This is a genomic window from Streptococcus sanguinis (assembly GCF_013343115.1).
GTDB lineage: Bacteria > Bacillota > Bacilli > Lactobacillales > Streptococcaceae > Streptococcus > Streptococcus sanguinis_H.
This window is the reverse complement of sequence record NZ_CP054570.1, coordinates 1,328,914-1,340,951: the sequence shown is the minus strand read 5'-3', so window position 1 is coordinate 1,340,951 and position 12,038 is coordinate 1,328,914. Positions and strand designations below refer to the sequence as shown.

The following is a 12,038-nucleotide window of genomic DNA, read 5'->3' as shown; positions in this document are numbered from 1 at the left end:
CTATGTTTAATATTGCTTGGGATAATGTATTATATTATAAAAATTTAGTAAAAAGTAAAAAAGCTCCGAATACTATCGTATTTTACCCAGATGATTGGAATGATTATGGCTATTATTTAACTTATACAGTATGTTACTATGATCAAAGCTTGAATGAAACTCTTTTAGGGAGATATAGATTCTATAATCCAAATATTGAGAAACAGGATAATGTATCTAATATAAAGAATATCAGTATTCAAATGTTTGATGATTATTTGCATAACACATTTTATTTTCCAGATGATAAGAAGGTTGAATGTATAAATAAGAATTATTATTCACTTGCACATAATGCATCTTTTTATCAACGGCTATACACTCTTGGATTATCTAGCTATGAATATTTTTTAAGAGTATTTCGAGATTTAACAGTTATAGAGTTATCTGATGACATAAAAGAAAACGAGGGTGTAAAAAAAGCTCTATTAAGAAATGATGGGGTTACAAAAAGTGAGGATATAATTAAGTTAGAGCGATATCTTAAAGAAATTAATGAACGTTTGAATGTTGGAAATTATTTATCTACTGAAGAATTTTTAGATCTTATTTGTAATCATGTTTTAAAGTTATTACAAGATGAACAGTTGGATGAGAAGAAAGAATTAATTTCAATTATTATTGAAGGATGTAATTATGATTTTGTTTTATTAAATAAATTGGTGAGAGCTTATAAAGACAAATCGTATCAGGATGAAAATTATAAGGGGTATGTTTTTTTAAAATCATTGATTGATAAGACTGATTTTGAACAATTAAAATCAGAATTAGAAACTATTGAAAATAAGGAATTGAAAGAGATATCGGCTAGTGTAGAGAAGATTAAGGAAGAATTAAGATACACTTCAAACGATAAAGAATTTATTCACTATACTTCCTTAGGTACATTGAAATTTTTGCTTTATAAATCAGACAATAATAAAAAAGATTCTAACAAATCTGATGAGAATATAAACTATTCTAGATTACGGCTAAGCAATGCTAGACAGATGAATGATCCGAACGAAGGATATACATTGTTTAATCTCATAGGAATTGAAAAAAAGTATCTACCTGAAACTGATTATGCTACCTCGCCGTTCTTCTTTGCTTCTATGACACAAATTAAAGAAGATCAAAAGCTAGATGATAGTCTTCCAATGTGGAAACAATACGGTGACGATGCGAAGGGAATTAATTTAACTTATCATTCAGATTATATTAAAAGTTTAATGGATGATGGAATAGAAATTTATAAAGTTTGTTATAAAGTTGAGTCAGATACACTAAAAAAGGAAATCGATGCAATAAAATCAGCATTTGACAAAATTAAAGAGGACGAAAATAAAAGAAAATACTCTTCTTCGGCTTTGAAATTAATAGATGATATTCGCTATTTATTTAAAGAGTCAGATTATAGCTATGAAAATGAGTATCGGATTATTAAATCTTATGAAGGTAAGGAGAGTGAAATTTTTACTAGCGATAGTTCTAATAGTGTCATTCCTGGTCTATATGTCTATATTGACAAAGAATTAAAATACTCCAAAATTAAACTAGGTCCTAACTGTGATGATATTGACTTTGTTGCACCGTACATCAAGTATGTCGATCCAAATATTGAAGTAACTCAATCAGAGATTTCGTATCGCTAATTATTTGTTTCTATCAGGAAATTTCTCGGACCATATGTGGAATTTCTGATTTTGTGGCAAAAAGGAAGATTCTTCAAGAAAGATTTTTTCCCTGAGAGCAAGAGACGAACTTTTACATGTGTTCTGAGATTTTTTCGAGGAAAATAAAACATTCTTCATGTAATCTAAGTTCTTTTAAAGACAAGTCAGTCCGTCAGATTTTCTGAAAAGCTATTTTGGAGCAAAATGACTCTGTCAGATTTTCTGACGGTTGGTCTGAGAGCAAATCCCGAACTTTCTATTTTCTGACGAGCTCTTTTAGCAGAATCTGCCTTTTCCGATTTTCAGAAGATAAGATTTTGACGAAAAGAGCCTCGTCTGAAAATAAAATCCGAACAAGGGACGGTGAAGGTAGTTTTGAAAGAGCGACTAGGGAAGCGAAACAGCAATTAAAGGAATTGAAGTGGTAAACAAATGGAAGATTTAGGTAAAGTTTTTCGTGATTTTCGTTTAAATGGGCATTATTCATTGAAGGAAGCGGCGGGTCAGGTTTGCTCTACCTCTCAGCTGTCTCGTTTTGAGCTGGGTGAGTCGGACATGACCCTCTCGAAATTTTTAAATCTCTTGGATAATATTCATGTGACCCTTGAAAATTTTATGGACAAGGCACGGAATTTCCAGCAGCATGAGCACGTGGCCATGATGGGTAAGATTATCCCTCTTTACTACTCAAATGACATCAAGGGATTTCAAGACTTGCAAGCGGAGCAGTTGGAAAAGGCCAAGGCCAGCAGTGCGCCTCTTTACTATGAGCTGAATTGGATTTTGATGCAGGGCTTGATTTGTCAGCGAGACAGCCAGTTTCGCATGAGGCAAGAGGATTTAGATAAGGTGGCTGATTATCTTTTCCAAGTGGAAGACTGGACCATGTATGAGCTGATTCTCTTTGGCAATCTCTATAGTTTTTATGATGTGGACTATGTCTACCGTCTGGGCAAGGAAGTCATGGAGCGGGAGGACTACTACAAAGAAATCGGTCGCCATAAGAGACTAGTCTTGATTTTAGCCCTCAATTGTTACCAGCATTGTTTGGAAAGTCGTTCTTTTGATAAGGCTAGTTATTTTGAGGCTTACGTAGAGAAAATCATTGGCAAGGGCATCAAACTCTATGAACGCAATGTATTCCTCTATCTCAAGGGTTTTGCAGCTTATCAGAAGGGGGAGAAGAAGCAGGGCATCAAGCAAATGCAGGAAGCCATGCACATCTTTGAAGTGCTGAATTTACCTGAGCAAGTCGCCTATTATCAAGAGCATTTCGATAAGTTTGTAAAAGCATAATTTCCCAAATATGGGAAAAATAAAGAACCTCCCTCCATTCCTGATACAATAGTTTCAGAAATGGAAGGAGGTATTTTTATGAATCGACAGGCAGCACAGCTGATTACACGGGCTGCTATTAATAAAATTGGGAATATGCTTTATGATTATGGGAATAGCATCTGGCTTGCTTCTTTGGGAGCTCTGGGACAGATGGTCTTGGGCATTTACCAGATATCAGAGCTAGTTACTTCTATCTTATTCAATCCTTTTGGAGGAGCCATTACGGACCGCTTTTCCAGGCGTAAGGTTTTGATGGTAACAGATTTGATTTGTGCTGGTCTTTGTCTGCTGATTTCTTTTATTTCAAATGACCAGCTCATGATTGGAGCGCTGATTTTTGCTAATGTGGTCCAGGCTATAGCCTTTGCTTTTTCTCGGCCAGCTAATAAGTCTTATATTACCGAAATTGTAGACAAGGAAGACATCGTAACCTACAATTCTCATCTGGAATTGGCCTTGCAGGTTATCAGTGTCTCAGCTCCAGTTTTGTCTTTTATTGTGATGCAGTATGCAAATCTGCGCGTGACTCTTCAGCTGGATGCGCTGAGCTTCTTTCTGGCTTTTGCCTTGGTTTACTTTCTGCCCAATCATGAGCCAAGCAAGCAGAAGTCTCCCATCAATTTTGGAAATATCCTGGGAGATATCAAGGAAGGTTTAGTTTATATCCGTCAGCAAAAAGAGATTTTCTTTCTGCTCTTAGTAGCTTCCGCAGTCAACTTTTTCTTTGCGGCCTTTAATTATCTATTGCCTTTTACCAATCAGCTCTATGGCAAGACAAGCTCTTATGCAAGTATTCTGAGTTTGGGTGCTATAGGCTCAATCATTGGAGCCATTCTAGCTAGCAAGGTTAAGGCCAGTATGGGAAATCTACTCCTAGCCCTGCTATTGACCGGTGTCGGAGTCGCAGTCATGGGTGTCTCTGCCTTGCTACCAGTTCTTTCCTATTTTTCTTATTCTGGTAATCTTATCTGTGAGCTCTTTATGACTGTTTTCAATATTCATTTCTTCAGCCAGGTTCAGACCAAGGTGGACAAGCAGTATCTAGGCCGCGTTTTCTCGACTATTTACACTTTGGCAATTCTTTTCATGCCCCCTGCGACTTTTCTGATGACTCTTCTGCCGAGTGTCCACACCCTTTCCTTTCTTCTGATTGGTTTCGGAGTGATGGGATTGGCTTTGATTTCCTACCTTTATCAAAAGAGAATACAAAAAAACTAGGCTGGAGTGATTTCCAACCTAGTTTTCTGTATGGGAATTTTTAAGTGCTTCTTTGGTTTTCTTAAGCTCTTTTTTCAGCGAGAAGTTTTTTAGCATGCTGATGAGAAAGGTCGTGACAGAGCCTAGGAGCACTGAGACCAAAATCAATATGATTAAGGGAAGTTTGAAGCTAAATAGGATAAAGCTAACATTGACACTCTGCATATTGGCCAAGGAAATACCAGCAACTAATAGAACGGTAATTAAAAGCAGGATATAGTGCAATTTTTCTTTCATAGTGATTCTCCTGTTTATCTATTCAAACTCTGCCTTGCTCTTGATATCTCCGTATTCTTCTGGGATTTCTTGGGCTAGGATATCTTCATAAGCGGCCAGTTCAATATCTGAGCCATACTTATTTTTCAGAGCGGTGGTCACCAGACGGTAGGCCAAGTTCGCATTGCGGGACAAGATGGGACCATGGAAGTAGGAGCCAAAGACATTTTTATAATGAACGCCTTCGCAACCATCCTCTTGATTGTTGCCATTTCCATAGACGACTTTGCCCAGAGGTTTTTCATCGTCCGAGAGGAAGGTGCGTCCTTGGTGATTTTCAAAGCCGTAGTAGGTTTCATTGAATTCTTCGTTATGAATCTTGATGTCACCGATATAGCGGTTTTTGGTCTGGTTGAGGGTATAGTGACCCATGATGCCCAGGCCTTCGATTCGTCGGCCAGAAGCTTCGATATAGTATTGGCCTAAGAGTTGGAACCCACCGCAGATAGCTAGCACTACGCCGTTTTCATTGATAAAGCTTTCCAAAGCTTCTTTTTTAGCTGGCAGGTCACGAGCCACGATCGTTTGCTCATAGTCTTGACCTCCGCCAAAGAAGACGATGTCGTAGCTGTCCTTGTCAAAGTCATCTTCTAGAGAGACGATATCGACTTCAACCCTAGCACCTAGCTTTTCAGCCACATACTTGAGCATGAGGACATTGCCGTTGTCGCCGTAGGTATTCATGAGATTGCCATAGAGATGAGCAATCTTTATATCGTAGCAATAGTTCTGGTTTTCAGGAGAAGTGAGGGTTCTGTATACCATTATTTCATCTCCTTTCTGACCACTTGTCGTTCTGCCAGTAGCTCGCGGAATTCCAGCATAGCAGTATAAGTTGCTAAGATATAGGCATGCTTGGTTTCTTGCTGTTCAATGGTCTTAAAGACTGCTTCCAAATCCTTGACTTCGGTAATTTGATCTGCTGGATAGCCCGTAACCCGCAGTCGACGAGCAATCTCAGAGTGGCGGACACCGCCTGCAATGACATGAGGAATCTCCATCTCTAGAATCTTCTCAAAGTCGGCATCCCAAATCCAGCTGGTATCAATGCCGTCCGCATAGTTGGCATTGAGCAGAACGGACAAGCTAAAGTCAAAAGGTGCCAGTCCAATCATATCCAGTGCTTGGGTCGCCCCGACCGGATTTTTAATCAAGACTAAGGTACATTCCTTATCGCCGATTTTGAAAGTTTCCTGACGGCCAAAGACAGCTCGGCTCTTGTCAAAGCCATCCTTAATAGTAGCCGGCTCAACACCAAAGAACTGAGCCACTGATACAGCGGCCAAGGCATTGTAGATATTATAAAGGCCGCCAATATTGATCTGATAGTCTTGACCATCAATGGTAAAGGCAGAGCGGTTATGCTCGAGTGTTTTGAGAGCGGTCAGGCTGTAATCCAGTTTAGGACGCTTGAAGCCACAGTCCTCACAGATATAAGCTCCCAGATTAGCATAGGTGTTGAGCTCATACTTGAGGATATGCTCGCACTTGGGGCAGAGGATGCCCTCTGTATTGTAGTGAGCCAGCTGAGCTGGGCCTTTCTCGGTATCAAATCCATAGTAGCGGACAGGATTCTTCAGGGTTACCGAGTTAAAGAGGGGGCTGTCGCCATTCATCAGCACAGTCGCTTCAGGCACTTTAGCTGCAGCATCCAGAATCATCTGGTAGGTCGTGTAAATCTCACCATAGCGGTCCATCTGGTCGCGGAAAATATTGGTAAAGACGAAGAGACTAGGCTTGATATAATCACAAATCCGAGATAGGCTGGCTTCATCTATTTCCAGCACAGCGATATGTTTGCCAGATTTGCCTTTTTTAGCAGTCAGGAAGGTTGTGGTAATCCCGGTAATCATATTGGCACCACTGGGGTTGGTCACCACTTCTCCAAAGGCTTCCTTGAGAATACCCACTGTCAGAGCTGTAGTCAGAGTTTTACCATTGGTTCCGGTAATAACCACGACCTCATAGTTCTTCGCTAGGTTCTGTAAAATATTTTTATCAAATGTCAGGGCAACTTTCCCCGGCAGAGTAGAGCCGCGTCCCATTTTGCTGAGAACAAAGTGGGAGGACTTGCCTGCCAAGAGGCCCAATGCTGTATTTATCTTCATAAGAAATATTTTATCATAAAAAAGTAAAGAAGGTTACAGAAAAATATTGACAAACGTGATATAATGGGTTGGTAAGTCTTTAAGCATTAAGACCCACTGTAAAATAAAAAGAGAGAAGTTAATTGAGTGAACTCTAATTACAAGGTGAAATCAGGCTGTTACTAGGTTTAATAAGTTCGATTTGTTGCTACAGCTGCTTGATTTTGCTTGTAGAGGAGTAGGAAGTCTAAGTATGAATTTTCAACAACTAACCAATCTCCAATATTGGGCCAGTTTGTTTTCTGACCCTTGGAGGATTGTAATTAATATTATTGACGTCGCTATCGTCGCATGGATTCTATATTATCTAATCAAGGCCATTGCTGGTACGAAGATTATGATTCTGGTCCGCGGGGTGCTCTTCTTTATCTTGGCACAGTTTTTTGCCAATATCATCGGCTTGACGACCATTTCTTGGTTGATTAATCAGGTCATCACTTACGGGGTCATTGCGGCCGTGGTGATTTTCTCGCCTGAGATTCGGGCAGGATTGGAAAAGCTGGGCCGAGCAACGGATATTTTTTCTGTGACGCCCATCAGTGACGAAGAAAAAATGGTTCAGGCCTTTGTCAAGTCTGTTGCCTATATGAGTCCGCGGAAAATCGGGGCTTTGGTGGCCATTCAGGGAACCCGAACCTTGCAGGAATACATTGCAACAGGGATTCCTTTGGATGCAGATGTGTCCGGAGAGCTGCTAATCAACATTTTCATCCCCAATACGCCATTGCACGATGGAGCTGTCATCATAAAAAACAATAAGATTGCGGCTTCCTGTGCCTACCTGCCTCTGACAGAAAGCAGCGGCATCTCTAAGGAGTTTGGAACCCGGCACCGCGCAGCTATTGGCCTGTCTGAAGTATCAGATGCTTTTACTTTTGTCGTTTCAGAAGAAACAGGTGGGATTTCCACTACGCACAATGGAATTTTCAAGCATGATTTGACTTTGGATGAGTTTGAGATAGAGCTGAGAAAGGTCTTCTTATCAGAGCAGGACAAGCCAGCAGGTTTGAAAAAACGCTTCATGGGAGGATGGAAGAAATGAAAAAACGTAAAAAAATTCTTTATATCATCTCTTCGTTTTTCTTTGCCCTAGTGCTTTTTGTCTATGCAACCTCTAGCAGTTATCAAAACAATACTGGAGTTCGACAGGTCACATCTGAAACTTATACCAATACGGTTTCCAATGTGCCAATTGACATCAAATATGACAGCGAGAATTACTTTATCAGCGGCTTTACTTCTGAAGTTTCCGTTGCCCTGACAGGCTCCAACCGGGTCAATCTAGCCAGTGAAATGCAGGAAAGTACTCGGAAGTTTCGAGTCGTAGCTGATCTTTCCAAGGCTACAGAAGGAACAGTAGAAATCCCGCTAAAGGTTGAAAATCTGCCAAGCGGTCTGACTGCTGCAGTGACTCCGCAGAAGATTTCTGTTAAGATTGGTAAAAAGGCCAGCAAGAAGGTTGAGGTCCGCTACCTCATCACAGACAGCCAGGTAGCTGAGAATGTGACGATCAGTGGTGTGACCTTGGAAAATAAGGAAGCTACAGTTACCAGTGACGAGGAGACCCTGTCTAAGATTGAATATGTCGTAGCTATTCTCCCGACCAATGTCATTATCACCGGCAACTATAGCGGGACAGCGCCGCTGCAGGCTGTTGATGGACAGGGGAATGTCATGCCAAGCGTGGTGACACCATTTGAAACGACTATGCGTGTCAACACTAAAACAGCAGACAACTCTGGCTCGTCCTCCTCTAGCAGTAGCTCAAATACGAGCTCATCAAATAAAAACTAAATAAAATTTTGAAAATAAACTTGGATTAAAGCGGTCTGCCTTGCTTGCAGCCTAAATCTTTACATCCAGGTCTTATGAAAGGAAACTATTTATAATGGGTAAATACTTTGGAACTGATGGTGTTCGCGGAGAAGCAAATGTGGAATTAACGCCGGAATTGGCCTTTAAACTTGGCCGCTTTGGTGGTTATGTTCTGAGCCAGCACGAAAGTGAAGTTCCTCGGGTCTTTGTTGGCCGGGACACTCGAATTTCAGGAGAAATGCTGGAAAGCGCCTTGGTTGCAGGACTTTTGTCCGTTGGGATTCATGTCTATAAATTGGGTGTCATTGCAACGCCTGGTGTAGCTTATCTGGTCAAGTCAGAGAAAGCCAGCGCCGGAGTCATGATTTCTGCCAGCCACAATCCAGCTTTGGATAATGGTATCAAATTCTTTGGTGGTGACGGCTATAAGCTGGATGATGAGCGTGAGTTGGAAATCGAAGCTTTGCTGGACGCAGCAGAAGATACCCTGCCACGTCCAAGCGCAGAAGGTTTGGGTGACTTGGTGGATTATCCAGAAGGACTGCGCAAGTACCAACAATACTTGGTATCAACCGGCTTAGAACTAGAAGGAATGCATGTAGCTTTAGATACGGCCAACGGTGCGGCTTCAACCAGTGCCCGTCAGATTTTTGCGGATCTAGGCGCACAGTTGACCATTATCGGAGAAAATCCAGACGGCCTCAATATCAATCTAAATGTCGGCTCTACGCATCCAGAAGCTCTGCAGGAGGTTGTCCGTGAGTCTGGTGCAGCGATTGGTCTGGCCTTTGATGGAGATAGCGATCGCTTGATTGCTGTGGATGAAAATGGCGAACTGGTAGATGGTGACAAGATTATGTACATCATCGGTAAGTACCTGTCTGAAAAAGGCGAGCTGGCACAGAATACCATTGTTACGACCGTCATGTCTAACCTAGGCTTCCATAAGGCTTTGGAGCGTGAAGGTATTCAAAAGGCTGTGACCGCAGTCGGTGACCGCTATGTTGTAGAGGAAATGCGCAAGAATGGCTATAATCTAGGTGGCGAGCAGTCTGGACATGTTATCATCATGGACTACAATACGACAGGTGACGGTCAGCTTTCAGCTGTGCAATTGACCAAGGTCATGCAGGAAACAGGTAAGAAACTTTCTGAATTAGCTGCCGAAGTAACCATCTATCCGCAGAAACTAGTCAATATCCGTGTGGAAAACAGTATGAAGGACAAGGCGATGGAAGTCCCAGCTATCAAGACGGTGATTGAGAGAATGGAAGCCGAAATGGCTGGCAATGGCCGGATTTTGGTTCGTCCGAGCGGAACAGAACCTCTGCTGAGGGTCATGGCTGAAGCACCGACTGACGAAGAAGTAAATTATTATGTAGATACCATTGCTAATGTTGTTCGAGATGAAATTGGGATAGACTAATAAACGTAAAGAAACTGAGACATAACGTCTTGGTTTTTTTACATTTATGTGAATATTTAAACACTTTGATACAAAATGTTGATAAATTGCAATACTCTTGGTATAATAAGCTATGAAAGGAGAAAAAGATGAAAAATAAAAATACAATTATTTTTAAAATTCTTATCTTATTAACAGCTATTGTTACAGGTTTAGGTTTTGCTGCTCGAACTCAGGCTTCTGAAGTAACTGAATACAGTCAGCAAACCAGCATTACTAAGGATGGTGAGCCATTAACAAGTGACTCAACTGTTAAGACTAATGAAACCTTGTCTGTAACAACCAACTTCACATTTCCAGCGGCTCAAAATATAGCTGAAGGGGATACCCTGACTTTTAAACTTCCGGAAGAATTAAGTCTGATTACTGCCTTAAACTTCGATGTCTATGATGTTGTTAATCATACGGGAGAGTTAGTCGGTACAGCTCAAACTGACCCGGCGACTCAGTCAGTTACAGTGACTTTCAGTAACTACTTTACAAACTATACCCAAAAGAAAGAGCTATCTTTGGGCTTTAACGTTCGCATCAATAACGAAAAAGTCAAAGAAACAGGTCCTGTTTCCTTCAAATTTGGCCAGACAGACTTTTCTTTCCAATACCAGAAAGAAGAAGGAACTGCTGGTGAGTATGAAATGAAATATGGCTACCAGGACAGCACTGATCCGAGTATTGTTAAATGGCGCATTATCCTGAATGCAAGACAGGACATGCTTCGCAACATGGTAATTTCAGACAACTTTGGTGATGGTCTGACACTGGTACCGGGTACTCTACGTGCAGTTCGTTATGCTCCTGTTGCAGGTGGTATTCGCAATGAAGCTCATATCCTGACTCTGCCAGTAGTTGATAACTTTACTAACAAGGCAGTTCTAACTCAAAACGCTAATGGCGATGCTAACGGTTTTACCATTAACTTTGGCGATAACTACAACTGGCCAATGTACATCGAGTACTCTACTCGTGTACCAGAAGGTACTAAAGTGGGGGATGTGGTTAACAACACCCTGTCTTGGACAGCAAAAGGCTTCCCAGAACGCACTATTACTAAGTCAGTACGCTTGGAAGAGGGCTCTGGTAAAGGAAGCGCTGTGCTAGCAAAAGATGTGAAGATTCAGGCACAGAAAAAACTTGTCAATAAAGTGTTAGAGAAGGGTCAATTTACCTTTGGTCTCTTTGATGAAAATGGTGCTTTGCTTCAAACAGCTACCAATGAAGCTGACGGTTCTATCAATTTTAAAGCCTTGAACTACAATGCAGCTGGTGACTACCGCTACAGCATTAAGGAAATTCCGGGTAATGATGCTAACTACATCTATGATGACAAGGAAGCTCAGCTGACAGTTACTGTTAAAGATGTGAATGGTGAGTTTTTGGGCTCTGTTAAATATGATTTGGATCCTGTCTTTACAAATACCTATAGAGGTAATGATCCAGGCAAGGCAGTTCAGCCACCTAACCCTGGAAATAATAACAATCCAAACAATCCAAATAACAACCCTAACAACAATCCAAACAATAATCCGAATAATACCCCAGGTAATGGTAACAATACCCCTGGTAACAGTTCCGATAATCCAAAGGGTGGAACAGACAATCCAGGAAATGGAAATAACAATTCAAACAATGGTACCAATGATCCGGGTGCTGCAGGAGGCAACAAAAAAGTTCTGCCTAAGACTGGTCAAGAAACTACACTTTGGCTGTCAGTTGCAGGTTTGGCAATCTTAGTTGGCTTTGGAAGCTATGTCTTTCTTCAAAAGAAGACTAGATAAGATTCAAAGGTTTTAAGAGTTTTCTCTTAAAGCCTTTTTACATACTTTTCCATTTGAAAAAACGGAGCAATCATGTTAGAATAGATCTAGTAATTTTTAAAGGATAGAGGTGTTATCGTGGCTTTTGGAGATAACGGACAACGTAAAAAAACAGGATTTGAAAAATTGACGATGCTGGTCGTGATTATCATGCTCATCGTGACAGTTGGAGCTATCTTTGCTTCCGCTCTCAGCGCAATCTTTTAATCCAAACGCTTCAGGGCGTTTTTTT

General features: G+C 40.9%; 11 protein-coding genes. 8 read left to right on the top strand and 3 right to left on the bottom strand.

The features are described from left to right. Positions 1-2: 2 nt before the first annotated feature. From FOC72_RS06360 to FOC72_RS06350, 3 genes are all read left to right on the top strand, one after another. On the top strand, positions 3-1,673 hold the full coding sequence (locus FOC72_RS06360; RefSeq protein WP_174606303.1) for a DUF2971 domain-containing protein: 1,671 nt from the start codon (positions 3-5) through the stop codon (positions 1,671-1,673). Between the two features lie 453 nt (positions 1,674-2,126). Continuing rightward, on the top strand, positions 2,127-2,990 hold the full coding sequence (locus FOC72_RS06355) for an Rgg family transcriptional regulator (protein ID WP_002895982.1): 864 nt from the start codon (positions 2,127-2,129) through the stop codon (positions 2,988-2,990). 78 nt (positions 2,991-3,068) lie between these two features. Next, the gene (locus FOC72_RS06350; protein ID WP_032914200.1) at positions 3,069-4,250 is read left to right on the top strand and encodes an MFS transporter; all 1,182 of its coding nucleotides are present in this window, start codon (positions 3,069-3,071) and stop codon (positions 4,248-4,250) included. 18 nt (positions 4,251-4,268) lie between these two features. Here the strand turns inward: FOC72_RS06350 and FOC72_RS06345 are convergent, their stop codons facing one another. Genes FOC72_RS06345 through murT form a run of 3 tightly spaced genes read right to left on the bottom strand, consistent with a single transcriptional unit; the run spans position 4,269 to position 6,673 of the window. Then, positions 4,269-4,526: a LapA family protein gene (locus FOC72_RS06345; RefSeq protein WP_002895980.1), complete on the bottom strand. Its 258-nt coding sequence runs from the start codon at positions 4,524-4,526 to the stop codon at positions 4,269-4,271. Between the two features lie 18 nt (positions 4,527-4,544). Then, positions 4,545-5,330 (bottom strand): lipid II isoglutaminyl synthase subunit GatD, encoded by a 786-nt coding sequence (gene gatD / locus FOC72_RS06340; RefSeq protein WP_002895979.1) that lies wholly within the window; start codon positions 5,328-5,330, stop codon positions 4,545-4,547. Further along, on the bottom strand, positions 5,330-6,673 hold the full coding sequence (murT, locus tag FOC72_RS06335; protein ID WP_002895977.1) for a lipid II isoglutaminyl synthase subunit MurT: 1,344 nt from the start codon (positions 6,671-6,673) through the stop codon (positions 5,330-5,332). Before murT ends, gatD begins: the two co-directional genes overlap by 1 nt. A gap of 232 nt (positions 6,674-6,905) precedes the next feature. On the opposite strand from murT, the gene cdaA reads away from it, so the two are divergent. The 5 genes from cdaA to FOC72_RS06310 all read left to right on the top strand — a co-directional run bounded on the left by cdaA (position 6,906) and on the right by FOC72_RS06310 (position 12,013). Next, positions 6,906-7,754, top strand: coding sequence for a diadenylate cyclase CdaA (gene cdaA, locus FOC72_RS06330; protein ID WP_002895976.1), 849 nt, complete (start codon positions 6,906-6,908; stop codon positions 7,752-7,754). Then, complete coding sequence (locus FOC72_RS06325) at positions 7,742-8,506, top strand: CdaR family protein (protein WP_002895975.1); 765 nt, start codon at positions 7,742-7,744, stop codon at positions 8,504-8,506. The genes cdaA and FOC72_RS06325 overlap by 13 nt, the downstream gene beginning before the upstream one ends. A gap of 94 nt (positions 8,507-8,600) precedes the next feature. Further along, entirely contained in the window at positions 8,601-9,953 is a 1,353-nt protein-coding gene (gene glmM / locus FOC72_RS06320) for a phosphoglucosamine mutase (protein ID WP_002895974.1), read from the top strand. 128 nt (positions 9,954-10,081) lie between these two features. Then, a complete protein-coding gene (locus tag FOC72_RS06315; protein WP_002895971.1) occupies positions 10,082-11,767 on the top strand; it encodes an Ig-like domain-containing protein in 1,686 nt (561 codons plus the stop codon). A 117-nt stretch (positions 11,768-11,884) separates the two neighbouring features. Beyond that, positions 11,885-12,013 carry a DUF4044 domain-containing protein gene (locus FOC72_RS06310; RefSeq protein ID WP_002895969.1) on the top strand — a complete coding sequence of 43 codons (129 nt, stop codon included), beginning with the start codon at positions 11,885-11,887 and terminating at the stop codon, positions 12,011-12,013. The last annotated feature ends 25 nt before the right edge of the window (positions 12,014-12,038 follow it).

Bases quoted from the DNA above. Each gene is read 5' to 3' on its own strand.
- FOC72_RS06360 (WP_174606303.1), top strand. From the start codon at position 3: ATGTTTAATATTGCTTGGGATAATGTATTATATTATAAAAATTTAGTA.
- FOC72_RS06355 (WP_002895982.1), top strand. From the start codon at position 2,127: ATGGAAGATTTAGGTAAAGTTTTTCGTGATTTTCGTTTAAATGGGCAT.
- FOC72_RS06350 (WP_032914200.1), top strand. From the start codon at position 3,069: ATGAATCGACAGGCAGCACAGCTGATTACACGGGCTGCTATTAATAAA.
- FOC72_RS06345 (WP_002895980.1), bottom strand. From the start codon at position 4,526: ATGAAAGAAAAATTGCACTATATCCTGCTTTTAATTACCGTTCTATTA.
- gatD (WP_002895979.1), bottom strand. From the start codon at position 5,330: ATGGTATACAGAACCCTCACTTCTCCTGAAAACCAGAACTATTGCTAC.
- murT (WP_002895977.1), bottom strand. From the start codon at position 6,673: ATGAAGATAAATACAGCATTGGGCCTCTTGGCAGGCAAGTCCTCCCAC.
- cdaA (WP_002895976.1), top strand. From the start codon at position 6,906: ATGAATTTTCAACAACTAACCAATCTCCAATATTGGGCCAGTTTGTTT.
- FOC72_RS06325 (WP_002895975.1), top strand. From the start codon at position 7,742: ATGGAAGAAATGAAAAAACGTAAAAAAATTCTTTATATCATCTCTTCG.
- glmM (WP_002895974.1), top strand. From the start codon at position 8,601: ATGGGTAAATACTTTGGAACTGATGGTGTTCGCGGAGAAGCAAATGTG.
- FOC72_RS06315 (WP_002895971.1), top strand. From the start codon at position 10,082: ATGAAAAATAAAAATACAATTATTTTTAAAATTCTTATCTTATTAACA.